This window comes from Phycisphaerales bacterium (assembly GCA_035627955.1).
Taxonomy (GTDB): domain Bacteria; phylum Planctomycetota; class Phycisphaerae; order Phycisphaerales; family UBA1924; genus JAEYTB01.
Map to the genome: position 1 here is coordinate 275195 of DASPKU010000013.1, position 23508 is coordinate 298702.

21 protein-coding genes are annotated in these 23508 nt (G+C 67.7%); 5 read left to right on the forward strand and 16 right to left on the reverse strand.

Going from position 1 to position 23508, the window contains the following annotated elements; translation table 11 throughout:
* Positions 1-145: 145 nt before the first annotated feature.
* Together VD997_12260 and VD997_12265 are read left to right on the forward strand one after the other, a co-directional pair.
* Positions 146-1708 (forward strand): PQQ-dependent sugar dehydrogenase, encoded by a 1563-nt coding sequence (locus VD997_12260; protein ID HYE62760.1) that lies wholly within the window; start codon positions 146-148, stop codon positions 1706-1708.
* A gap of 506 nt (positions 1709-2214) precedes the next feature.
* Complete coding sequence (locus VD997_12265) at positions 2215-2490, forward strand: hypothetical protein (GenBank protein HYE62761.1); 276 nt, start codon at positions 2215-2217, stop codon at positions 2488-2490.
* A 3-nt stretch (positions 2491-2493) separates the two neighbouring features.
* Here VD997_12265 and VD997_12270 read toward each other — a convergent pair whose 3' ends face one another.
* The 3 genes from VD997_12270 to VD997_12280 form a co-directional block, all read right to left on the reverse strand.
* Positions 2494-3060 (reverse strand): hypothetical protein, encoded by a 567-nt coding sequence (locus VD997_12270; GenBank protein ID HYE62762.1) that lies wholly within the window; start codon positions 3058-3060, stop codon positions 2494-2496.
* Positions 3057-3539 carry a hypothetical protein gene (locus VD997_12275; protein ID HYE62763.1) on the reverse strand — a complete coding sequence of 161 codons (483 nt, stop codon included), beginning with the start codon at positions 3537-3539 and terminating at the stop codon, positions 3057-3059. The genes VD997_12270 and VD997_12275 overlap by 4 nt, the downstream gene beginning before the upstream one ends.
* A gap of 75 nt (positions 3540-3614) precedes the next feature.
* Positions 3615-4544 carry a CPBP family intramembrane glutamic endopeptidase gene (locus VD997_12280; GenBank protein HYE62764.1) on the reverse strand — a complete coding sequence of 310 codons (930 nt, stop codon included), beginning with the start codon at positions 4542-4544 and terminating at the stop codon, positions 3615-3617.
* Positions 4545-4673: 129 nt separating this feature from the next.
* Here VD997_12280 and VD997_12285 point away from each other — a divergent pair, with 129 nt between their 5' ends.
* Both VD997_12285 and VD997_12290 read left to right on the forward strand, forming a co-directional pair.
* Positions 4674-5237 carry an NADH-quinone oxidoreductase subunit B family protein gene (locus VD997_12285; GenBank protein ID HYE62765.1) on the forward strand — a complete coding sequence of 188 codons (564 nt, stop codon included), beginning with the start codon at positions 4674-4676 and terminating at the stop codon, positions 5235-5237.
* A gap of 211 nt (positions 5238-5448) precedes the next feature.
* Entirely contained in the window at positions 5449-5610 is a 162-nt protein-coding gene (locus VD997_12290) for a hypothetical protein (GenBank protein ID HYE62766.1), read from the forward strand.
* A 7-nt stretch (positions 5611-5617) separates the two neighbouring features.
* Here VD997_12290 and VD997_12295 read toward each other — a convergent pair whose 3' ends face one another.
* The 13 genes from VD997_12295 to VD997_12355 all read right to left on the reverse strand — a co-directional run bounded on the left by VD997_12295 (position 5618) and on the right by VD997_12355 (position 21682).
* The gene (locus VD997_12295) at positions 5618-6376 is read right to left on the reverse strand and encodes a hypothetical protein (protein HYE62767.1); all 759 of its coding nucleotides are present in this window, start codon (positions 6374-6376) and stop codon (positions 5618-5620) included.
* 36 nt (positions 6377-6412) lie between these two features.
* Positions 6413-7357, reverse strand: a complete 945-nt coding sequence (locus VD997_12300) for a cytochrome C oxidase subunit IV family protein (GenBank protein ID HYE62768.1) — start codon at positions 7355-7357, stop codon at positions 6413-6415.
* An 84-nt stretch (positions 7358-7441) separates the two neighbouring features.
* Positions 7442-8215: a cytochrome c oxidase subunit 3 gene (locus VD997_12305; GenBank protein HYE62769.1), complete on the reverse strand. Its 774-nt coding sequence runs from the start codon at positions 8213-8215 to the stop codon at positions 7442-7444.
* A 54-nt stretch (positions 8216-8269) separates the two neighbouring features.
* Positions 8270-10030 (reverse strand): cbb3-type cytochrome c oxidase subunit I, encoded by a 1761-nt coding sequence (locus VD997_12310; GenBank protein HYE62770.1) that lies wholly within the window; start codon positions 10028-10030, stop codon positions 8270-8272.
* 51 nt (positions 10031-10081) lie between these two features.
* The gene (locus tag VD997_12315; protein HYE62771.1) at positions 10082-11392 is read right to left on the reverse strand and encodes a cytochrome c oxidase subunit II; all 1311 of its coding nucleotides are present in this window, start codon (positions 11390-11392) and stop codon (positions 10082-10084) included.
* Positions 11389-12372, reverse strand: coding sequence for an SCO family protein (locus tag VD997_12320; GenBank protein HYE62772.1), 984 nt, complete (start codon positions 12370-12372; stop codon positions 11389-11391). Before VD997_12320 ends, VD997_12315 begins: the two co-directional genes overlap by 4 nt.
* Before the next feature lie 5 nt (positions 12373-12377).
* Entirely contained in the window at positions 12378-12824 is a 447-nt protein-coding gene (locus VD997_12325) for a hypothetical protein (protein HYE62773.1), read from the reverse strand.
* A 47-nt stretch (positions 12825-12871) separates the two neighbouring features.
* Entirely contained in the window at positions 12872-14203 is a 1332-nt protein-coding gene (locus VD997_12330) for a hypothetical protein (protein ID HYE62774.1), read from the reverse strand.
* Positions 14200-15030: a cytochrome c gene (locus VD997_12335; GenBank protein ID HYE62775.1), complete on the reverse strand. Its 831-nt coding sequence runs from the start codon at positions 15028-15030 to the stop codon at positions 14200-14202. Before VD997_12335 ends, VD997_12330 begins: the two co-directional genes overlap by 4 nt.
* Before the next feature lie 40 nt (positions 15031-15070).
* A complete protein-coding gene (locus tag VD997_12340; protein HYE62776.1) occupies positions 15071-15649 on the reverse strand; it encodes a DUF3341 domain-containing protein in 579 nt (192 codons plus the stop codon).
* A gap of 1 nt (position 15650) precedes the next feature.
* Positions 15651-17246 (reverse strand): NrfD/PsrC family molybdoenzyme membrane anchor subunit, encoded by a 1596-nt coding sequence (nrfD, locus tag VD997_12345; protein HYE62777.1) that lies wholly within the window; start codon positions 17244-17246, stop codon positions 15651-15653.
* Complete coding sequence (locus VD997_12350) at positions 17243-20899, reverse strand: TAT-variant-translocated molybdopterin oxidoreductase (GenBank protein HYE62778.1); 3657 nt, start codon at positions 20897-20899, stop codon at positions 17243-17245. Before VD997_12350 ends, nrfD begins: the two co-directional genes overlap by 4 nt.
* A gap of 75 nt (positions 20900-20974) precedes the next feature.
* Positions 20975-21682, reverse strand: a complete 708-nt coding sequence (locus VD997_12355; protein ID HYE62779.1) for a cytochrome c3 family protein — start codon at positions 21680-21682, stop codon at positions 20975-20977.
* 331 nt (positions 21683-22013) lie between these two features.
* Here VD997_12355 and VD997_12360 point away from each other — a divergent pair, with 331 nt between their 5' ends.
* Positions 22014-23357 carry a COX15/CtaA family protein gene (locus VD997_12360; protein ID HYE62780.1) on the forward strand — a complete coding sequence of 448 codons (1344 nt, stop codon included), beginning with the start codon at positions 22014-22016 and terminating at the stop codon, positions 23355-23357.
* The last annotated feature ends 151 nt before the right edge of the window (positions 23358-23508 follow it).

The window sequence follows — 23508 nt, forward strand, 5'->3', positions numbered from 1 at the left end:
TTGTGCGGCGGGGTGCGTAGGGGGGTGGTGCCTTCTGCGGGCCGTGGGTGTCTCGTCGGGTTCTCGGTGGGTTCTCGTCTGGGTGTGTTCCTGAGATAATGCGTTCCGCATCGACCGTCGCTTCACCGCAAGAGAGGAGACAGAGATGTTGAGGAGTGGCTTGGCCGCGATGGCGGGCGGGGTGTTGCTGCTGGGTGCTGGGGACGCGCGGGGGCAGACGCTGGCGTCGCAAGCGGTGGTGACGGGGATGAGCAACCCCTTGTGGTGCGGGCACGCGCCGGGGGATGCCTCGCGGCTGTTTGTGGTGGAGCAGCGGCGGGGGGTGCGGATTGTGGACCTCAACGCCGCGGGCACGGGAACGCTGCGGCCGACGCCGTTCCTGGACCTGACGCAGCCGGCGCTGGCGACGCTGCTGGGCAACAACGGGCTGGAGTACGGGATCCTGGGGATGGCGTTCCACCCGCAGTACGCGAGCAACGGGTACTTCTACATCGTGTGCACGCCCTCGCAGGTGGGCAGCTCGGTGAATGATTATGCGGTGGTGCGGTTCCGGGTTGATCCGGCGAACCCCAATTTCGCGGACCCCAACTCGCGGCAGACGGTGATCTTTATTGATTACGATATTGCGAACCACCGCAGCGGCTGGATCGACTTCGGGCCAGAAGGCCACCTGTACTTCACCACCGGGGACGGCGGCGAGGGGGACCCGCAGAACACCGCGAGCAACCGCGCGGTGCTCAAGGGCAAGATCCTGCGGCTGGATGTGGACGGGGCGGACAATATCCCGGGCAACGCGGATGACGACGCGTTCCCGCCCGCGACGGACCAGAAGAACTACTCGATTCCCGCGGACAACCCGTTCATCGGGCAGGCGGGGATGCAGCCGGAGATATGGGCGTACGGCCTTCGGAACGCGTGGCGGGCGAGCTTTGACCGCGTCACCGGCAGCCTGTGGGTGGCGGATGTGGGGCAGGTCACGCGCGAGGAGGTGACGGTGATCCCGGCGGGGCTGCACGGGGCGTTCCTCGGCTGGCGGTGCATGGAGGGGACGGTGCCCACCGGCTACGCGGGGTGCGTGGCGCCGCTGCCGCCGTCGCTGCCGCCGATCATCGACTACCCGCGCTCGGGGGCGACGGTGTCGGGGGCGTCGGTGACGGGGGGCGTCGTGTACCGCGGGTGCTCGATGCCCAGCCTGCGCGGGAGCTATATCTTCGGGGACTGGGCGGCCAAGTGCTGGACGGGCACGCCCAACGCCGCGGGCACGGCCCTCACGAACATCGTGGACCGCAAGGCGCAGCTGGGGCTCAGCGGCACGCTGGTGCACTTCGGCGAAGACCCCTGGGGCGAGATGTACTACGTGATCTGGAACTCGACCAACGGCGGGGTGTACCGCATCCGCCCCGCGAGCGTCGCGGGTAACGACTGCAACAGCAACCAGCAGGCGGACGGTTGTGATATTGCGAAGGGCGTGAGCCCGGACCTCAACCTCGACAGCGTGCCCGACGACTGCCAGGGCTTCCCGTGCACCGCCGACTTCAACCACGACGGCGACACCGGGACCGACCAGGACATCGAGGCGTTCTTCGCCTGCATCGGCGGGACGTGCTGCCCCACGTGCTCGAGCGCGGACTTCAACGCGGATGGGGACACGGGGACGGACCAGGATATTGAGAGCTTCTTCCGGGTGCTGGGGGGGAATGCGTGCTGAGGAGTTCGGGCGGATAACTGGTGGGCGTGCGGCCGCGCAGTTCCGCGCGTCGCAAGTAAGAGCCGCGTTTGCGGAGCCGCGGCGGGAATCATTCGGGGTGGGTTGGAGGCGCTCCATTCACACATGCGAATGGAGCTCACGCACGCGCGAATGCTGCTTATGCACGTGCGTTTAGCCCGCGGTCACGTGCGTTTGGTCCTCAGCCACGTGCGATTTGCTCCTGAGTCACGTGCAAGTGCTTCTCAATCACCTGTGAACGCTCGTGGAGCAGGTCCGGGAACTCCGACATCACCTGCGGGGCCCGATGCCGCGGTTGCGTTCGTAACGAGCCCCGAACGCAGTGAGCGGGCCCCTTGTGCCGCCCTGAGTGCAGGGTGTACCGCAGACCCGTCACTGCGTTCCGGGCTCGTTGCGAACGGTTGCCGCGGGCACTGCGCCATCCGGCGAACCAGCGGGCCGCCGCGTCGGTACTGTGGGGCGTGCGATCGGGCAGGACCATCGCGGCAGTGGGCGTGCTCATTTGCGGGGCGGCGCTCTTTACGTTGGGGCCAGCCCTTGAGGTCTATTCACTGCAGGTGATCGGCTGGTACACCGCTCTGGTTGCACAGTTGCTCGGCGCGGCCATGTGGTTTGTCGGCGTGATGCTGCTGCCGCTGCCGTGGCGGGTGCGCGGGCTTTACGTTGCGCTGTCTGTGTTCCTTGGGGCCGCGCTGTGGATCGTGGTTGTGATCGTGTGGTTCTTTGTGTCGATGGACGTGCATGGGTTTGACGGGGTGCAGTGACGGTCAGTGGGTGTCGATAACGGCCATGAGTCGGTCGCGGTGCTCGGGCCAGAGGAATGCTTCGAGCTCGAGGACAAACCCGTTGGTTGCCAGCACCATCGTCTGCTCGGCGAAGTCCTTGAGGGGCGGCACTGGCTGCAGCTGTTTGAGGGCAACCTGCATTTCGCGGGGGAGCGGGATCCGCCTTGACTCGAGCCACTTCTGGCGGTCGCGCTGAGGGATAGCGTCGAACCAGCGCTCGGTGATGCCGAGGAACTTCCACGTGGCGCCCGCGCGGGTCAGCAGCTCGGCGGCGTTGAACGCGGCGATGAGGCCGTAGGGGCTCAGGTCGGAGAGGACGTGCACGATTGGGGCGTTCGCGAACACGGAGGCGAGCGGTTCGATGGATCTGCCGGTGCCGTCGTCCCAGGCGGAGGTTGTGGTGATGTGGGGGCGTGCCGGCGCGTCGTAGAGGCACTCGAGCGCGGCGTCGACGGCGCGGCCCATCTTGCAGACGTGCAGGACGACGCGCTCGGCCTCGGGAGAGGGCGAATAGGTCATCAACGGGGTGATGGGGAAGCGGGGTTTCATGCGCCGCATTCCGGGCAGGGCGCATCGATCGCGAGGCCGGTGGTGTCGTACCCGCAGCGGTCGCAGCCGCCGTGCGTGGAGCGCTTGGTGAGGGCCCACCAGGCGGGCACGCTTACGGCCAGCGACAGGAGTGTGAGTGACCACAGTGGCAACGACCACAGGCGTGTGCGCACGATGACCGGCGGGGAGCCGATGAGCATCGCCGGGCCGGCGCGGCCCGGGAGCCAGCGGCTGCCGCCGTCGTGGCGGATGCGGCCCTCCTGGCCGTTGACGCTAAAGGCCCAGTCGGCGCGGGAGCGGGTCATCGGGTGGGTGGCGGTGATGAGCGTCATGCTGCCGCCGCTGAGTTGAATGCCTGCGCGATTGACGGCGAGTCCGATATTGCCAGCGTGGCTGGCGAGGAGCGCGGCGACGCAGGTGCCGGTGGTGGCGAGCAGGAGCCAGCGGGCGCGGCGGCAGCGGGCGCGGGTCCAGAGCATGTGGGCCAGTGTACTGAAAGGTCGTGGAGCGCCCTTCCCGGAGAGACGGGATACCCAAGAAGGACTGCACAACCGTCAGAGCACGGTCGTTGCACGTTGGTGGCGCTCAAGAATCAACACGGCGGGGATGATGCAGAGGCAGCTGATGACGAAGACGGCCCAGGCGAAGACGGCGAAGGCGGTATGGTCCTGGAGGGAGCGGGGGAGGGTGTAGAGGCCGATGCCGTAGAGGTCGATGAGGATGTGGGTGGTGATGGCGAGCGTGATGGAGCGGGTGCGGACGGCGAGGTAGCCGAACCACATGCCGATGGGAAGGACGCTGATGGCGTAGAGCGGGTCGAAGTGGGCGGCGGCGAAGAGGAGGCTGCTGGCGAGGATGGCTGGGAAGGGGCGCCAGGAGCGGAGCAGGCCCTTGAGGATGTAGCCGCGGCAGACGATCTCTTCGCCGATGCCGGCGGTGAGGGCCATGACGAGCACGGCGAGGATGGCCCAGGGTCCCTCGTAGCGGGCGACGGCGGCGTAGTGGGCGTCGTAACGCGGCGAGGTTTCGGGGAGCAGGCCGAAGTAGCTGAGCCACTGGGTGGCGTAGCCGGAGACGTAGAGCACGCCGAGGGAGCCGAGGATGACGATGGGCCAGAGCGCGGGGCGGAGGGTGGTGGGGGTGATCCAGAGGTCGGCGGGGGTGGGGCGCTCGGGGTTGCGGGCCTGCACGAAGACGAGGGCGAGCATGACGGCGCTGCCCTGCATCACGAGCGAGGAGAGGATGGTGGCGCTGGGGGACTCTTCGAAGACGCGGCGGTTGGCCTCGTGCGAGAGGGCGTGGTCGTAGTAGCCGATGCTCCAGGTGTACCAGTGCAGGAGGCCGGCGATCCAGGCGCAGAGCCAGCTGCCCGCGATGATGGCGACGCCCAGGGCGAGGATGCCCCAGGGGCGCTGGTGCCAGGGGAGCGGCGGGGGCGCGGTGATGGCGGGGGCGGGGGGTTCGAGGGTGGGGGCCTCGGGCATGCGGGGAGTGTGGCAGAAACGCGGGGTGGGTGCGAGAGGCTTTGGCGAGGGGAGCCGCGCCCAATCCGGGACTTCGCCCAGAGCGGCTCAGTCCCGGCTTCGTGTGTGTCTTCTTCCTACACTCTGTGCATGGGTATTGAAGCTGCTCTGCCGGTGGATGGGTTTGTGACCACGCAGCTGCGCCATGTGATCAACTGGGCGCGGCGGTCGAGCTTGTGGCCGATGCCGTTCGCGACGGCGTGCTGCGGGATCGAGCTGATGGCGACGGCGTGCTCGCGGTATGACCTGGCCCGGTTCGGGGCCGAGGTGATGCGGTTCAGCCCGCGGCAGGCGGACCTGCTGATCGTGGCGGGGCGGATCGCGGTCAAGATGATGCCGGTGCTGCAGCGGACGTACGAGCAGATGCCCGAGCCCAAGTGGGTGATCTCGATGGGTGCGTGCGCCAGCACGGGCGGGGTGTTCGACACGTACGCGGTGGTGCAGGGGTGCGACCAGTTCATCCCGGTGGACGTGTATATCCCCGGGTGCCCGCCGCGGCCGGAGCAGCTGATCGAGGGCGTGATGGCGATCCAGCGGCACATCGATAAGGAGGGCTTGCCGCCGCCGGGTGGGAAGCGGGTGCCGCTGGGGGTGGTGGTGCAGCCGACGCACACGCCGCGGGCTCAGCCGGTGGGGCTGACGATGGGTGTCTAAAGGGCAAAGGGCAAAGGGCAAAGGTTCAAAGGGCAAATCAGGACGGACTGGCGCGGGTGCGCTGGCCCGTCTTCATTTGCGATTTGCCATTTGCCCATTTGCCCTTTCGTAGCAGTGATCAGGACGGGGTGGCGCGGGGGCGCTGGCCCGTCTTCATTTGCGATTTGCCATTTGCCCATTTGCCCTTTCGTAGCAGTGGGGGAGGTTCGCCATGATGGAGTATGTGGACTGGGGCATGTTCATCCTGCTGCTGGGTGTGCTGGCGATGATCCTGATGCTGATTGCGCTGTGCATCGGGGATGATGATGTGACGGTGCTGGCCAGCGGGCACACGCTGGGGGATGAGCGGGAGTGGCGCGAGGAGCACCGGTAGGCAGCGGTCACGCCTTGCGCTTGCGGGGGGCGAAGGCGAAGGCGAGGCCCAGGGCGGCGGCGAGGCCGGAGAAGGCGGCGGCGGGGAGTGAGATGCCCGCCGCGCGGAGGGCGTCGCCGTAGAAGTTGCGGGTGGGGCCGGTCTGGCCGGCGTTGGGCATGAGCTGGAGGGCAGCCTGGTGCTGCCAGGTGTTCTCCTGCAGCTCGCCCTCGCGGGGCTTTTTGAGGCCGCTGGCGCTGGGGTACTTGAGGGTCTCGTGGGTGAAGCCGCCTTCGGGTTTGAACTCGTAGAAGTCGAAGACCCAGGCCTTGCGCCAGACGGTGCCCCAGGTGGCGGGGTCGACGCCGGCGGGGGGCGTGCGGGTGACGATGGCGAGGCGGTCCTTGCCTTCCTTGAGCGTCTGCTGGAACTGCTCCTCGGTCATGCCGCTGAAGGGGGCGAAGCGGAGGACGCGGAGCCAGTCCTCGTGCTTCTTGAGGCCGGGGAGTTCGTAGCGCGGCGGGATGGCGACGTCGAGCGTGAGCTTCTCGCCGGCGTAGTCGATGACGAGCTTCGGTTTGGCGGGGTCGGTGGTGTCGTCGGTGATGGTGACGGGCTTGCCGGCGGCGCGGAACTCGCGGTCGTCGATGCGCTGGAAGGCGAAGAGGACGCGCGGGTTGTCCTTGTGGAACTGCTGCACGCGCCGGACCATGACCATGGAGCTGACGCCCAGGCCGACGAGGCCGGTGATGGTGACGGCCCAGGCGATGCGGCGGGAGCGGTCCATGATGGTGCGTTTGTGCGGGCGGTGCGCTGACGCGGCTTAGTGGCTGTGGTCGCCGGCGGGGTGAGTGTCGTGGTCGTGGCCGTTGTGATCGCCGTGCGGGGCGTGGGGGGCGGCCTCGCTGAGGGCGCCGGTGGTGCCGGTGCGGGGCATGGTGCGGTTGGGGCCGGGGAGCGGGGCTTCTTCGTGGTGGGCGGTGGCGCCGTGGCCGGCGACGTCGAGGTGGATGCGCTCGAACTCGGCCTGGGCGGCGGCGAGGATGGGCTCGGGCATGGTGCCGGTCACCTGCTGCTTGACCTGCTCGAAGGCGGGCGTGCCCTCGCCAATGCGCTCGGCGAGGAGGGAGACGAAGCGCTGGCGGGCGTCGCCGCCGCGGCCTTGACGCTGGAGGGTGGCGGCGGCGTCGGTAAGGGCGCGGGCAGTGTTGGCGTCGGTGGCGGTGAGCTCGGTGGACTTGGCCTTGGCGTACTGGAGGACGGCGAGGTAGTCGAGGAAGCGCTCCTTGGCGCCCAGGGCGACGGCCTGGTTGGGCTTGGAGGTGATGCCGCTGCCGGTGCCGCCGGCGACGACCTGGTTCTGCTTGATGGGGTCGACGGCGCCGCGGCTGAAGAGGTCGAGACCGGTGAAGAAGAGGAAGATGGCGAGGGCGCCGAAGGTGAAGAGCATGAGGACGGTGTTGATGGGGTTGTCGTACTTCAGCTGCATGAAGTAGGCCATGACCATGATGGCCTTGACGGTGGCGATGGACATGGCGACGGCGACGTTGACCCACCAGGGGAGGGTGATGTCGAACCAGCCCATGATGGCGGTCTCGAGCTGGGCGGTGGCGACGGTGAGGGCGGTGAAGAGGAGGAGGAAGGCGAGCACGGTGCGGAGGGTGAAGGGGCCCACGATGACGTGGGAGGCGTGCTGGCCGTGGCCCTCGAAGCCGTGGGGGTCGAGCTCGTTGAAGCCGTGGGAGTCAGCGGCGGGTGTGTGGGCCATGGGGGGAGCGTCCTGAGTGCCGGGGGCAGAGAGCCGAAAGCGGAAAGCGGAAAGCGGAGAGGGAGAGCGGAGAGCGGAAAGAGATCAGTGAATCAGGTAGAGGAGCGGGAAGAGGAAGATCCAGATGAGGTCGACGAGGTGCCAGTAGAGGCCGGAGACTTCGACCATGGTGTAGTGGGTGGGGCCGTAGTAGCCCTGGCCGACGCGCTTGAGGACGCGGGCGATGAGGACCATGCCGATGATGACGTGGAGGGCGTGGATGGCGGTGCCGCAGTAGTAGACGGACCACCAGAGGGGCATGTTGGGGTCGTTGGCGAAGGGGTAGTCAAAGAGCATGCCGGGGCGCTTGCCGCCGTAGCCCTCGACGTACTGGAAGAGGCCGGCGAGGGCGGTCTTGCCCTCGACGATGGTGGCGGTGTGGTGGTGCAGGGCGGGGTCCAAGACGAAGAAGTAGCCCGACCACTTGGGGGTGTACTCGAAGGTGAACTTGATGAGGAGGAAGAGCAGGCCGCAGATGAGGGTGATCCAGAGGTTGAGCTTGGCGCGGCTGAACTGGGCGGTCTGGACGCAGTAGATGCTCGCGGCCATGGTGTAGCTGGAGACCAGCAGAACCACGGTGTTGAGGGCGCCCCAGCGCCAGTCGAGGGCGTGGGACCCTTCCATGAACGCGCCCGGGTAGAGGGAGCGGAAGATGAAGTAGGCGCAGAAGATGCCGCCGAAGAGCAGGACTTCGGTGGAGAGGAAGAGCCAGAAACCGAACTTGCAGGAGTCGAACTCCTCGGCGGCGGAGCGCCAGTGATGGCCGGGCATGTAGCGCTGCCAGTAGGGCCGGCTGTCGCGGGTGTCGAGGGTGGTCATGCGTGATGCGTCCTGGTCGGGAGGCGGCAGGAAGTCGGCCGGATTTCAGCGCGGTCAGTGGTGGTGGGCGACGACCTTGTTCTCTTCGGGGATGGGGTAGTCGGCGGGGTTCCAGTGCGGGGGCACGGTGGTCTCGAAGTCGTAGGGCCCGTGCGTGACGATGGGCTCGTGGTGGAAGTTGTGCTCGTCGGGGGGCGAGTCGGCGACCCACTCGAGGGTGAGGCCGCCCCAGGGGTTGGCGGGGGCCTTCCTGCCGGTGGCGAAGGAGGCGAGGAAGACGAAGAGGTGGACGAGGAAGCCCAGGAGGATGACGAAGGAGCCGATGGTTGAGATCTGGTGCCAGATCTGGAACTCGTCGACGTAAGAGGCATAGCGGCGGGGCATGCCGCGGGAGCCGAGGAAGAACTGGGTGAAGAAGGTGATGTTGAAGCCGATGAAGACGAGGAGGGCGCCGAGGATGGCGCCGCGCTCGTCGTACATGCGGCCGAACATCTTGGGCCACCAGTGGTGGAGGCCGGCCATGAGGGCCATGATGGTGCCGCCCATCATGACGTAGTGGAAGTGGGCGACGACGAAGTAGGTGTCGTGGAGGTGGAGGTCGGTGGAGAGGGTGCCCAGGGGCAGGCCGGTGAGGCCGCCGATGGAGAAGAGGAAGAGGAAGATGAGGGTGTAGACCATCGGCGCGTTGAGCACGATGGAGCCCTTGTAGAGCGTGGCGATCCAGTTGAAGACCTTGACGGCGGTGGGGATGGCGACGAGGAAGGTGAGGGCGGAGAAGACCATGCTGGCCAGCTCGGACATGCTGGCGAACATGTGGTGGCCCCACACGATGAAGGAGACGCCGGCGATGCCCAGGGAGGCGAAGGCGATGGCGCGGTAGCCGAAGATCTTCTTGTGGCTCTGCACGGCGAGGACGTCACTGATGACGCCCATGCCCGGGAGGATCATCACGTACACCACGGGGTGGCTGTAGAACCAGAAGAAGTGCTGGAAGAGCACGGGGTCGCCGCCCAGGGCGGGATCGAAGATGCCCACGCGGAAAATGCGCTCGAAGGTGAGCAGCAGCAGGGTGATGCCGATGACGGGCGTGGCGAGGACCTGGATGATGGCGGCGGCGTACACGGCCCAGATGAACAGGGGCATGTCGAACCAGCCCATGCCAGGGGCGCGGAGCTTGTGCACGGTGACGACGAAGTTGAGGCCGGTCAAGATGGAGCTGAAGCCCAGGATGAACGCGGCCATGGTCATGATCGCGACGCGCGAGAAGCCTGGGTCAGTGGTTGTTGAGTAGGGCGTGTAGAAGGTCCAGCCGGTGTCGACGCCGCCGAGGATGATGGCGGTGACGGCGAAGATGGAGCCGATGACGTAGATGTACCAGGAGAGGAGGTTGAGGCGGGGGAAGGCGACGTCCTTGGCCCCGAGCATGAGGGGCAGGAGGAAGTTGCCCAGGGAGGCGGGGATGCTGGGCACGATCACCATGAACACCATGATGGCGCCGTGGAGGGTGAAGAGCCGGTTGTAGATGTTGTTGCCCGGCTGCATGTTGGCGGCGTCGACGGCCTCCTTGGGCGCGAAGAACTGGCCGGTGAGCTCCTTGGTGCCGTTGGCGAGCTCCTGCACGCGGACGGGCTCGAAGAGCTCGAGGCGGACGGCGAGGGCGGCGAGGCCGCCGATGAAGAACATGAAGAGGATGGCGAAGAGGTACATGACGCCGATCTTCTTGTGATCGACGGTGGTCGCCCAGTCGAGGACGGTGGTCCAGAACCCGCCCTTGGGGGTCAGGTAGTTGCCGTGGTGGTGTGCGTCGTGTGCCATGGTGACTCCAACGGATCGGTCGAGCGCCGGTGGGCGCGGGGCGTGTGAGGGTTACTGCTTGGGGGCGGGGGTGGTGTTGGCGGGGAGGTTGCCCGCGGGCTGGTTGGCGGGCGGGGTGGAGAGGGCGGGCTGGCCGCTCGCAGGCTGGCCTTCAGCCGCGGGCGCCGCGCCCTCAGCGGGGGCCTTGTCGCTGAGCGAGACGATGTAGGCGATGAGGGCCTGGATGTCGCGGTCGTTGAGCTTGCCCGCGTACGGGGTCATCTGGTTGGGGTAGGGGGAAACGATCTTGACGGCCGGGGTGAGCACCGACTCGCGGATGTAGTTGGAGAACGTGGCCATGTCGGTGCGCTGCTCGGCCGTCATCGAGGTGCCGTCGGAGAACGTGACGGGGTAGCCGTAGAGGTTCTTCCACGTGGGACCGGTGGACGGACGCCCATCGGTGGTGTGGCACTGGCCGCAGCCCTGGATGGTGAAGAGGCGCTTGCCGAGCTCGAGCGGGGGGAGGCTGCCGGTGCCGATAGTGTCGAGCCACTTGTTGAACGCGTCCTCGGGGACGATGCGCACGATCGCGGCCATCTCGGAGTGCTCGGCGCCGCAGTACTCGGCGCAGAAGAGCCAGTGGTCCTCGTAGGGAACGCCCTCGAGCTCCTTGATGTAGGCGGCCCCGGAGTACATGCCGCCCTTGCTCTTGGCGGAGTTCACGCGGCTGTCGTAGTCGGCGACGGAGGTGGGGTGGGTGTCCTTGCCGGAGGGGGCGTTGGCCTTGAACCAGGTGGTGGTGTAGCGGTTGGGGAAGATGTCCTGCTTGGTGCGGAAGGCGGGGACGAAGAAGGAGTGCATGACGTCCGAGCTCTGCATGCGGAGCTGGATGGGGCGGTCGGCGGGCATGTAGAAGACGGGGATGCTGCGGGCGCCGATGACGGTGGTGGCGCTGCTGCGGGAGCCGTTGGGGTAGACGATGTCCCAGTTCCACTTGGAGGCCGTGAGATCGAGGGTCACGGCGTCGCCGGGGGCCATGACCTTGTCCATGTAGGTCCAGAAGCCCTTGAAGAAGATCCAGACGAGGAAGAGGGTGGGGATGACGGTCCAGGCGATCTCGAGGGGGGTGTTGTGGCTGGGGCTCTTGGGGGCGATCTGGCCCTTGCGGCGGCGGTACTTCACCACGAAGTAGAACATCAGCGCCATCAGGAAGACGAACCAGAGGGTGCAGAACCACCAGAGCCACATGCCGGTCTCGTCGGTGGTTTTGGCGAGGCTGGTGGCGCCGTCGGCGCGGAACCAGAGCTTGTGCCACCAGTCGTTGGTGAAGATGTTGGCGAGGGTGGGGGTCATGTGGGTCATGGCCTGCTGGATGGAACTCATTGGGGCGCTCCGGGCGGAACACCGCGGGAGGGGTCGGTGTGAGTCGTGGCGGCGCCGGCAGTCGTGGCGGCGGTGAGGCGGTAGGCGCGGTTGCGGCGGAGGCGCTCGCCGATGAAGAGGCCGCCAATGAGCGTGCCGATGGCGACGACGGTGAGGACGCCGCCGATCTGCATCACGCGGGTGGCCTGGAGGGTGTAGGACCCGGCCTTGGGGTCGTACATGTAGCAGCGGAGGAGGAGGCGGTCGCCGATGGTCTTGACGAGCTTGCCCTCGCTGGCCTCCATGAGGGCGAGCTTGACGTCACGGGCGGGGTAGACGAAGCCGTAGATGTAGCGGCTGACCTTGCCGTCGGGGGTGATGACCGCGAGAGCCACGGGGTGGCTGTAGGCGCCGGTGTCGAGCTTGCGGAACTTGAAGCCCAGGGCGTCGCCAAGGCGGCGGGCGGCGTCCTCGTCGGTGACGTGCCAGGCCCAGCCGGCCTCAACCTCGGGGGTGACGTCGCGGTTGTAGCCGCTCATGTAGGCGAGCTTGGTGGAGGCCGCGAGCTTGGTGCCTTCGCTGGGGTCCATCGAGAAGACCAGGGTGCGGTAGTCCTTGCCGACGGTGAAGTCGAGGTCGTTCATCGTCTCCTGCAGGCGGTTGAGGACGACCGTGCAGACGATGGGGCAGTTGTAGTAGACGACGGCGACGATGGCGGGCTTGTCGCCCTTGAAGTACTCGCCGAGGCGGACGACCTTGCCGGTGGAGTCGGTGAAGCCGATGTCGGGCGGCAGGGTGTTGCCGATCTGCTCTTCGACATCGACGCCCTGGGCCTGGGTGGGGAGCTGCTCGGCGTTGCCGCCGGCGCTGGGGGGCGTGACGGCGGGCGGGGCCTGGGCGATGGACACGGACGCGGCGAGGCACAGCCCGGCCAGCGCGCTGAGCCACTGGCGGCACGATTGCGCGGCAGTGGGGGCGGGGTTGGGGCGTGCGGGCGTCACGTGGTTCAGGGGCGGTTGGCGGGGGTGTTCTGCGGCTGGTTGTTCTGGGGCTGCTGCTGCTGGTTGCCGCTGTAGCGCTCGACGGTGCGCTTGATGGCGGTGTCGATGGGGAGCTGCACGGTGCGGGCCTGCTTGTTGGCGACCTTGTAGGTGAAGGGGCGCCCGTCGGTGCCGAGGGTGGCTTCCGCGGCGGCGAGGGCGGTCTTGGCGCCCTGGGCGATCTCGGTGGTCTCGACGTAGGTGCGGCGCATCTGCGTGGTGAACTTGGTGAAGTACATCTTCAGCGCAAGGACCACGACAACGAGCAGCACGGTGATGCCGATGAACCACTTGATCAGAGCGCCGGAGTCGACCTTCGCGGCGTGCTCGTGCTGGGGCATGCCTTCCTCAGGGATGTGGTGGTGCCACGCGTCGGCGTGCTCGTGGATTTCGGGGGTGTGATCGTGGGCCATCCCGGTGTCCTTCCGGCGCTTGGCCGGTGTGCAAATCTAGAGGCTGATCAGACGTAGTTCTTGTGGGCGAGGGCCTCGGCGAGGCGGGGGTCCTTGATTGCGATGAGGTTGCTCTGGGGGATCTTCTGGATGATGTAGCCGGCGAAGATGGCGACCACCCCGAGGATGGCCAGGGCGTCGACGAGCATGGGCATGAGGCCGCGGGGCCCGCCGCCCTCCACCCCGGCGTAGGCCATGGGGCGGACGATCCAGTAGAGGTCGGAGAACTCCATGAGGATCGCCCACAGGCCCAGGAGGACGATGGCGCCCGTGGTGCGCTTGATGGGGCGGAAGAGGAGGATGAGGAAGGGGGCGACGAAGTGGCCGATGATGAGGAAGCGGCCGAGGTTCAGCCACTGGCCCTGCATGCGGTAGTAGAAGAAGGCGGTCTCTTCTGGGATGTTGCTGTACCAGATGAGGAAGTACTGGCTGAAGCCGATGTAGGCCCAGAACACCGTGAAGGTGAACATGAGCTTGCCGATGTCGTGGAAGTGCTCGGGGGTGACGGCGCCGACCATCTTGCCGCGGTTGCGGAGGGTGGCGAGGATCACGGCGACGACGGCGACGGAGGCGTAGGCGGCGCCGGCGAAGTAGTAGACGCCCCACATGGTGCTGAAGAAGGTGTAGTCCAGGGACATGAGCCAGTCGAAGCTGGCGAAGGCGGTGGAGAGGGCGAAGAGGAGCATGCCCCAGCTGGAGATGAAGCGGGCGCGGACGGAGAGGGCGCGGTCGCCGCTGGTGTCCTGGGCGATGCTGAGCTTGCGGAGGGTGGTGGAGAGGTAGGTCCACACCGCGCCGTAGAGCAGGGCGCGGACCACGAAGAACGTGGGGAACGCGCCGTGCTTCATGTGGTCGTGGTCGGTGCCGGGGGTGAAGAAGTAGCCCCACTTGCCCTGGAGGATGGGCGAGTGCGACGCGTGTTCGCCGAGCCAGGTGAAGAGCAGGCCGCCGGACTTGATCTCGATGGCGAGCGTGGGCAGGACCATCAGCCATGCGAAGGGCACGAACGCGGCGACGTTCTCGAACTGGCGGCGGAGGGTGGCGGACCAGCCGGCGTTGGTGAGGTGGAACACCATCACGAAGAAGAGCGCGCCCAGGGACATCGCGAGCACGGACATGGTCGCGAGGTGGTACGCGGCGAGGGCCTGCTTGAAGGCGACGCCGGCGAAGTGCTGCCACCCGAGGACGAACGCGACGATGGCGAGGACGACGCCCAGGCCGATGAGGCCGAAGCCCATGCCCCGCCCGGTGGGGGCGAGGGTGACGTTCTCGGGGCGGAGGACCTGCGCCGGGGAGGGGTGGTGGAAGTTGGCGTGGTGTGCGGCCGCGGGGCTACTCATCGGCCACCTCCTGTGGTCGCGGGTGCGGGTGTCTGCGTGGGCTGGCCCTGGGGCGTTGCGGGGCCGGCGGCGGGTGCGGCCGGGGCGGGCGCGGGCGTGGGGTCGGGCCGGTTCAGTTCCTGCTCGAGGGCGGCGCGCTGGGCTTCAGGGACGTCCTGCAGCGTGCCTTCCTGCGAGGCCTGGAGGGCGCGGATGTAGGCGACGACGCCCCAGGACTCATGCTCGCTCAGGGCGTGCCCGTAGGCGGGCATGGAGCGCACACCGTTGCGGATGACGCTGAAGATGTAGCCGTCGCGGTTGAGGGGGTCCTCGCCGCCCTGCTTGTACTTGGGGTCGTGGAGGTTGACGGGGGCGACGGTGAAGTAGGCGCCGACGAGGCCCTTGCCGTCGCCGGTGTAGCCGTGGCAGACGGCGCAGTAAATGTTGAAGTTGGTGGCGCCCTCGTGGACGAGCTGCTCGGTGACCTCAACGGGGATGATGGGCAGGTACTGCTTGCCGGAGACGCCCTGGAACGTGCCCTCGTCCTCCTTGAGGAAGCCGGCGCGGGCGCCGGCGAAGGGGTTCACGTTGGGGTCGTTGGGGTTGGTGGACCAGCCGTCGTTGCCGAAGGGGACGGCGCCCTGGACGGGCTGCCGCATGGTGCGGCCGTCGGGGAAGAACTGGCTCTTTTCCTGCGGCTTCCACTTGGGCTGGTCGTCCATGTCGGGGAAGAATTGGCGCGGGGGCTTCTCTTCGCGGTCGCCGCGGCAGGCGGCGAGGCCGGAGAGGGCGGCAGCGCCGGCGAGGGCCAGGAGCAGCGAGCGGGTTGTGTTGATCGGTGTGTTCATTGTGAGCTGTGCCGTGTGCGTGTGAGCGTGGGGCTCAGGCTTACTCCTCAACCAACTCGATGCTGGTGGCGCCGGCGGCCTCGAGCAGGGCGCGGGTCTTGTCGGGCTCGAAGGCGGGGTCGCTGGCCTCGATGCAGACGAAGAAGCGGTCCTCGCTGGCGGCGAGGAAGCGCTCCTTCTTGAGCAGGGGGTGGTGCCAGCGGGGCAGGCCGTTCATCGCGAGCATGCCGATGAGGGCGGTGAAGGCGGCGAAGAGGATGCCCAGCTCGAAGGTGATGGGGACGAAGCTCTGCCAGCCGCCATCGAAGAGGCTGCCGAAGGGCTTGCCCTGGACGACGAGGGGGTAGTCCTCGTGGCTCATCCACCACTGCATGAGGTAGGCGAGGAAGACGCCGGTGAAGGCGCCGCCGGCGACCAGCACGGGGAGCTTGGTGCGCTGGATGCCCATGGCCTCTTCCATGCCGTGCACGGGGAAAGGCGAGTAGGAGTCCCACCGGCGGTAGCCGGCGTCGCGGACCTTCTCGGCGGCGTGGAAGAGGTCGGCGGGCGTGGCGAACTCGGCCATGATGCCGTAGATGGGCTCGCCGGCCTCGGTGACGTAGACGCGGGCCTGGGCCATATCAGTGACCCCCCTTGGTGGAAGGAACCTGGAGCGGAGAGTGGCCCAGGCCGTACGCCGCGGAGCCGTGCTCCTCGGGGTGCGGGCTGGCCTGGGGCAGGACGGCCTTGAGCTCGGCCATGGCGAAGACGGGGAGGAAGCGGAGGAAGAGGAGGAAGAGGGTGACGAAGACGCCGAAGCTGCCGACGAAGATCATGATGTCGACGAGGGTGGGGTGGAACATGTGCCACTCGCCGGGGAGGAAGGCGCGGTGGAGGCTGGTGACGATGATCACGAAGCGCTCGAACCACATGCCGATGGTGACGAAGGTGGCGACGGCGAAGATGACCACCGGGTTGGTGCGCATCTTCTTGTTCCAGAACACCTGGGGGCTGAGAACGTTGCAGGAGATCATCGACCAGTAGGCCCACCAGTAGGGGCCGAAGGCGCGGTTGATGAAGGTCTCCTTCTCGAACTTGTTGCCGCTGTACCAGGCGATGAAGAACTCCATGGAGTAGGCGAACCCGACGATCATGCCCGTGACGAGGATGATCTTGGCCATGTTCTCCAGGTGCCTGAGGGTGATGAAGTCCTTCATGTTGGGGTAGAGCTCACGCGCCGGGATGAGCAGCATGAGCACCATGGCGAAGCCGCCGAAGATGGCGCCGGCCACGAAGTAGGGCGGGAAGATCGTGGTGTGCCAGCCGGGGAGCACCGAGGTCGCGAAGTCGAAGGACACGATCGAGTGCACCGAGAGCACGAGCGGCGTGCTGATGCCGGCGAGGATGAGGTACGCGGCCTCGTAGCGGTGCCAGTGGCGGCTGCTGAAACGCCAGCCCAGGGCGAGGAAGCCGTAGACCCAGGCGCGGATCTTGTCGGTGCGGAGGGGGACGAAGGGGAGGAGGATGGGCCCGCCGTCGGTGGCGATGCGGAGGCGGCGGTCGGCCCGGTCACGCAGGGTGGCCAGGTCGGGGATCATGCCCATGTACCAGAAGAGCAGCGAGACGGTGCCGTAGGTGGAGACGGCGAAGACGTCCCACAGCAGCGGCGAGCGGAAGTTAGGCCAGATGGCGTTGGCGTTGGGGAGTGGGAAGAGCATCCAGGCCATCCACTGACGCCCGACGTGGATGCCGGGGAAGGTGGCGGCGCAGATGACGGCGAAGATGGTCATGGCCTCGGCGGCGCGGTTGACGGCGGTGCGCCACTTCTGCTTGAGGAGGCAGAGGATGGCGGAGATCAGCGTGCCGGCGTGGCCGATACCGATCCAGAACACGAAGTTGGTGATGTCCCAGGCCCAGTCGACCTGGTTGGTGAGGCCCCAGGTGCCGATGCCGGTGATGATGAGGTAGCCGATGAAGAGGCCGCCCAGGCCGGCGACGGTGCCGGCGAGCATGAGCGCGGGCAGCCACCAGCGCGGCGGCTTGTTCTCGGCGTAGCCGCAGATGATGTCGCTGACCTCTTTGAAGGTGCGGTTGTTGAGGACCAGCGGGGGGCGCTTGCCCGGGTCGTCGATGAGCGTGCCGTCGCCCAGGGCCGGGTCCACCGGCTCGGGCGCGGGCGGGCGGGCCATGCCCGCCAGGCGCTGCGCGTTGAGTTGATCGGGAGGCAGGTCGCTCATGCCTTGGCTCCGAGGACGCGCAGGCTCAGGGCGTAGCCGCGGTCGTCGCGTTGACGGGAGGGACTAACGAAGGAGGTCTTGCCGGGGTGGTCGGCGTCAGGGTGGCCGCCGTGGTCGTGCTCGCCGTGTCCCAGGGGCTTGTCCCACTCGGCGACGCGGTCGGCGGAGCAGAGCTCGCGCTTGGGGTTCATGACGCGGACCATGTGGCTGGTGCGCGGGCGGGTGTTGAGGTACCCGAGCAGGGCGTAGCTGCGGGCGTTCTTCCGCATGGCGTGGACGCGGCTGCCCTTGTCAAGCTGGTCACCGAAGGTGATGGCGTCGGTGGGGCAGGCCTGCTGGCAGGCGACCTGGAAGAACCCGTCGGGGATGCCGGGCAGGTTCTGGAGCTTGGTCTCGATGCGGGCGGCGTTGATGCGCTGGATGCAGTAGGAGCACTTCTCCATCACGCCGCGGCTGCGGACGGTGACGTTGGGGTTCTTCTGCATGCGCTCGATCTCGTCGAGCTTCTGGCGGAGGCGCGGGGGGATGAGGTTGGGGTTGAGCTGGTTGTGCTGGCCGCTGCCGGTGATGCCGGTGCCCTGGCCGGGGATGACGCCGCCGACCTTGTCGATGGCGTCCTTGCCGTAGTAGGAGCCGTTGAACTTGGTGACGCCGTAGTCGAAGAAGTTGAAGCGGCGGACCTTGTAAGGGCAGTTGTTGGCGCAGTACCGCGTGCCGATGCAGCGGTTGTAGGTCATGTAGTTGATGCCCTCGGGGCCGTGCACGGTGGCGTTCACCGGGCAGACGGTCTCGCAGGGGGCGTTCTCGCAGTGCACGCACAGCACGGGCTGGGTGTACATGGCGACGGGGTTGTTGACGTCGGTCATCTTGCCGGCGACGACATCGCTGACGAAGTAGCGGTCGACGCGGATCCAGTGCATCTCGCGCCCCTTGGCCACTTCCTTCTTGCCGACGACGGGGATGTTGTTCTCCGCCTGGCAGGCCAGGGTGCAGGCGCCGCAGCCGGTGCAGACCGTCTGGTCGATGGTCATGGCCCACTGGGGGCCCTTGCTGTACATGGCGTCGGGCTTGGGCTCGTCGACGCTCTTGTTGAAGGGGTTCTTGTAGATGGAGACGTTGGGCGGGGTGTGGGAGAGCTCGCCGAGCTGCTCGCCGAAGTTGAGCGTGTCCTGCATCCCGAGATGGGCGACAGGCATGACGGAGTCGCCGAACTTCTGGAAACGGGGGAGGTCGACGGCGCGGACGATGCTCGTGCGGCCCTCCATCGACCAGTGGTTCTGCGTGCTGGCGATCATGTGGTAGCCGGGGGCGTCACCCTTCTCGACGTTGCTCAGCGTGCGGCCGCCGATGGCGGCGGTGGTGCGAAGGGGGAAGGCGTTGAAGCCCACGCCGTCGCCGACCAGGCCGGCGCTCTGGCGGCCGTAGCCGAACATGCAGATCGCGGTCATGTCGGCCATGCCGGGGAGGACCCAGACCGGGCCGGTGACAGTGACGCCGTTCACGGTGAGCGTGATGAGCTTGCCGTGCGGGTACTTCTCCTTGGTGTAGATCTGGTTGGGGTCCTGCTCGTTGAAGGAGGCGGGCTCGCAGTTGAGCTCCATCGCGGTGCGCGGGCTCATCAGGATGGGGTTGTCCCACACGACCTTGCTGGCGGGGTCGGGGAGCTCCTGGAGCCAGGAGATGTTGGCGTAGCGGCCGTCGGCGGTCATGCCGCTCTGGAAGACGACCTCAAGGCCCTGGCTGCTGAGGTTGCCGAGGTTCTGGAGGAGGCCGGCGATGTTGCCGAAGTTGACATTGGGGCGCTGCACGCTCTGGCTGGTGTTGGCGACGACGCCGTCGTGCAGGGCGCGGCGCCAGGCCTTCTCGAAGTCGCCCTGGAGGATGCGCTGCCAGGTGGCGCGGACGAGCTCGTACCCGTCGATGCGCTCGGCGGCGCGGTTGGTGAGGTAGGCGATGAACTCGAGGTCGCTGAGGCTGGGCTCGTAGAGCGGCGCGATCATCGGCTGCACAGGGGCCAGGGTGCCGTCCCAGGCCTGGGTGTCGCCCCAGCTCTCGAGGTAGTGCGAGGCGTTGAGGGCCCACGTGGAGGCCGCGGCGGTCTCGGTGGCCTCGGTGGTCAGCGTGATGGTGTGGGGGACGCGGGCGAAGAGGTCGTTGAACTTGAGGTCGCCCGGGGCGTCGTAGACGGGGTTGGTGTTGATGCACACCAGGGTGCGAATAGCGCCCGTGCCCATTGCCTGCGCGAGCTGCTGGATGCCGGCGATCGAGGACGCGGCTTCTTCCTCACCCATGGGGAGGTAGGAGACGCTGGCGCCGAGGTTGCCCAGGGCCGCGTTCATCGCGATGACCAGGGCGTGCACGGCGGGGGGCTGGCTCTCACCTGCGAGGATGAGGGACTTGCCGCGGTTGGCGGCGTCGATGAGGTCCTTGGCGCACTCCTGCAGGAAGAGCTGCTGCTGCTTGAGCTCGTCGGCGTTGGTGCTGAAGGGCGGGACCTGGACGTTGGCGATGGCGGAGGAGAGGGCCGCGGCGTCGCCACCGGCGACGCCCTGACGGAGGATCTGCTGGGCGAGGGCGACGGCGAAGGCGGTGACGCGGAGGGGCGAGAGGCGGAGGCGGTGGTCGGCCTGTGCGCCGGTGGTGCTGAAGCCGCACTCGACGCAGTAGAGGCGGCTCATGGTGTCCTTGGTCGAAAGCACCATGCGGGTCGCGGCGAACTGGCGGGAGTTGCGGGTCTCGGCCGGGTCCTTGGAGAGGAAGTCGCGGTCAAGGCTCACCACGACGCGGGTGTTGTCGCGGGTGATGTTGAGCTGCTCGCGCATCGGCGCGCCGAAGGCGGCGCGGGTGCCCTCGGTCATGCCGGTGGACTCGAGGGGCGAATAGGAGACCCACATCGCCCGCGGGTACTTCTGGCGGAAGGCGGCAATCGCGGCCTGGCGGCTGGGGCTGCTCTTCTTGTCGGCAAGGACCGCGAGGCCCTGACCGCCGTTGCCGTCGTACTGCGACAGGTTCTGGTTGGCCCAGGTCTTGAAGTCGTCCCAGGAGGCGGGCAGGCGCTCCTTGCGGGCGGGGTTGAGGTAGACGGGGAACTTCAGGCGGTCGGGGTCATAGAGGCCCAGGATGCTGGCCATGGCCCAGATCGACGGCTTGCCCTGGTTCAGCGGGTGGAGCGGGTTGCCCTCGATCTTGGTGGGGCGGCCTTCGTGCGTCTCGACGAGCAGGCCCTCGGCGCCGCCGTCGGGGCGGGCGAAGCTGGTCGCGTAGAAGAGGGGCTTGCCGGGGATGATCTCCTCGGGCACCTCGCGCGAGTAGGGCATGATCTTGTGCTCGGGGCGGCGGCAGCCGGGGATGGTGGCCGCGCCCGCGAGGGCGATGGAAGCGCCCATGACCTTGAGGAACTGGCGGCGGGTCTCGCCGCCCTCGGCGGTGTCGCTCTCGCTGCGCTCGAGCTCGGAAGCGCCGGCGGGGAACTCGCGCTCGAGGAAGTCGCGGAACTCGGCGGTGTCGGCGACTTCATCGAGGCTGCGCCAGGCGCGCAGGCCGGCGGGGGCGTGCACGCTGCCGGCGACGGCGGGCAGGAGCGCGAGCTCGGCCTTGGAGGGGCGCTTCTTCTCACCCTTGGTCGTGGAAGGGCATTGATCGAGGTTGCTCATCGAAGAGTCCTGCGTGGGGAGGTCGAGGCGTCGGTCGTTGCGAGAGCGCGGGCCGGGAGAGTGCGGGTGGCGTGCCTAGTAGTGGCAGGCGCCGCAGTTCTCCGGGGGCGGGGTCTTCTCGAGGGACTGGAGGATGGACTGGCTGATGGGGGTCTCGCCGCTTGCGCGCCGGGCGAGGTGGTCCTCCACCCACCAGAGGCGGGTGAGCTTGTTGCGGTGCTCAGGCTCGAGCACGGCCTTCTCGGGGCTGCGGTGGCAGTCGAGGCACCAGCTCATGGAGAGCGGCTCGGCTTCGTAGACGATGGGCATGGCGGTGATCTGGCCGTGGCAGGAGAAGCAGCTGACGCCGGCCTTGAGGTGGACGTGGTGGGGGAAGTTGCGGACGTAGTCGGGGAGCTTGTGGATGCGGACCCACTCGATGGGGGCGTCGGCGACGTAGGCCTGGCGGATGAACTCGGTCTTCTGCTTGTGGGCCTCGCTGGTGTTGTAGAGGCTGAGCGAGCCTTCCTTGTGGCAGCCGTAGCAGGTCGCGACGTTGGGGATGTTGGCCTCGGTCGACTCTTCGACGTGGGTGTGGCAGTAGCGGCAGTCCATGCCGAGCTTGCCGGCGTGGATCTGGTGGTTGAAGCCGCCCCCGGGCTGCGTGGGCATGTAGCCGACGCGGAAGAACTTGGGCGTGGCGTAGTACCAGAAGCCGCCGACGACACTGGTCAGGACTCCCACGGCACCGATGGCGATGACGGTGGGGAGCACGTTGGTCCACTTGGGGAAGATCACCGACACTGGCGGTCTCCTGACGTCAGCGGCGAGTCACCGGGAGGGGGCACGCGTGCCCACTGGGGAGTTCCCGGACTTGAAAAAACACCTGCCCGAACTTGGCCTGACAGAGGGCCCGAACCGTACCAAGAAAAAGCGCGCGTTGCTGTCAAACCGAAATTTCCCCACCTCAGGCCTACCCTGTCAAGGCAGCATTCCTGTTTGACCGCAACTGAGACTCGTTCTCACCCGATCTCCCCCTGCTGGTGGTGGGGGGAGTTGGGGGGGCGGAGGTTAGCGAATGGTTACTGATCCCGCCACTGGTCGCCCGGAGAGGGGAGTTCTCGGACCCGCGCTCGTGTATGGCTTTGCGTCGGCGGTGTGCGTGTGGACGGCGTGGTTCGTCACGCATGTGCCGTGGGTGAGCCTGGCGGAGCCTGTTCGTGTGGGGGTGGTGTTAGGGGTGTGGCTGCTGGTGAGCTTGCTCGCGGGGCGGGCGACGGGGGCGGCACGTGGGCTGCAAGTGGGGGCGCTCAGCGGACTTATCGCGGCGGCGGTGGGGCTGCTGCTGCTGGGGGCCAAGATCATCCCGCCGGAGGGGACGCAGGGGGCGACGCCGGTCTATCTGATCGTCCCGGGTTTCCTGGCGCTTGGGGCGGTGGTGGGGGCAATCGGCGGCGTGATCGGTGGGCTTTCGAACCGGAGGCCGGCTGCGGGGGACTGGCTGGCGCGGTTTTCGATCGTGACGGTGATGAGCGCGGCGCCGCTGCTGTTCGTGGGCGGGCTGGTGACGACGACGAACAGCGGGATGGCGGTGCCGGATTGGCCGCGGACCTTTGGAATGAACATGTTCCTGTACCCGCTGGGGAACGCGAACGTGGATGTGTTCCTGGAGCACTCGCACCGGCTGTTCGGGACGCTGGTGGGGCTGACGGCCCTGGTGCTGATGGTGTGGACGGTGCGGAGTGAGCCCCGCCGGTGGGTGAAGGGGTTTGCGATCGGCGTGTTCGCGGCGATTGTCGTGCAGGGGGTGCTGGGCGGCGGGCGGGTGCTGGGGAACAGCGTGGCGGCGGCGATTGTGCACGGGGTGTTCGCGCAGATCATCTTCGCGGGGCTGGTGGCGCTGGCGGCGATGCTGTGGATGACGCCTGAGCGACTGGCGGGCGTGCAGCCGTTCGAGCGGGACCGCAAGGTGAAGGCGCTGGTGACGGCGGCCCTGCACTCGACGATTCTGCAGGTGATCTTCGGGGCGGCGTACCGGCACACGCGGGAAATGAAGGGGGCGACGCACGCGCTGTTTGCTCACATCGGGTTCTCGTTCATCGTGCTGGTGGCGGCGCTGCTGGGGGGGATGTACGCGGCGAGCATTCCGGCAACGGCTACCGGGCCGGTGCGGGTGCTGCGGCGGCTGGGGCAGGCGTTGGTGGCAGCGGTGAGCGTGCAGTTCCTGCTGGGCTGGGCGGCGTGGTCGATGGGCGGGTCGGGGCGGGTGCCGGAGCTGGTGAGCCAGTCGCTGCTGCGGACAGCCCACCAAGCGAACGGGGCGGTGCTGCTGGGGGTGGCGACGGCGGCGGCGGTGGTGGCGAAGATGGTGTACCGGGCCGCCCATAACCCGGGGGAGCGGCGTTGCTCGAGGTGCGGGTACGTTCTGGCGGGCCTGCCCGAGGTGACGCAGTGCCCCGAGTGCGGGCAGCCGACCTGAGCTGGGCTGGTGGCCCCTGCGGAGGCGGTCGACAATTCGCCCTCGCCGATACCCAAAGTCCCGATAGATTGGAAGAGTGACGCGCGCGTCCGGCTGCAATGGGCCGGGCGGCGGTGGCGTTGTACGGGCATCTCTCCCCCACCTGGGCACA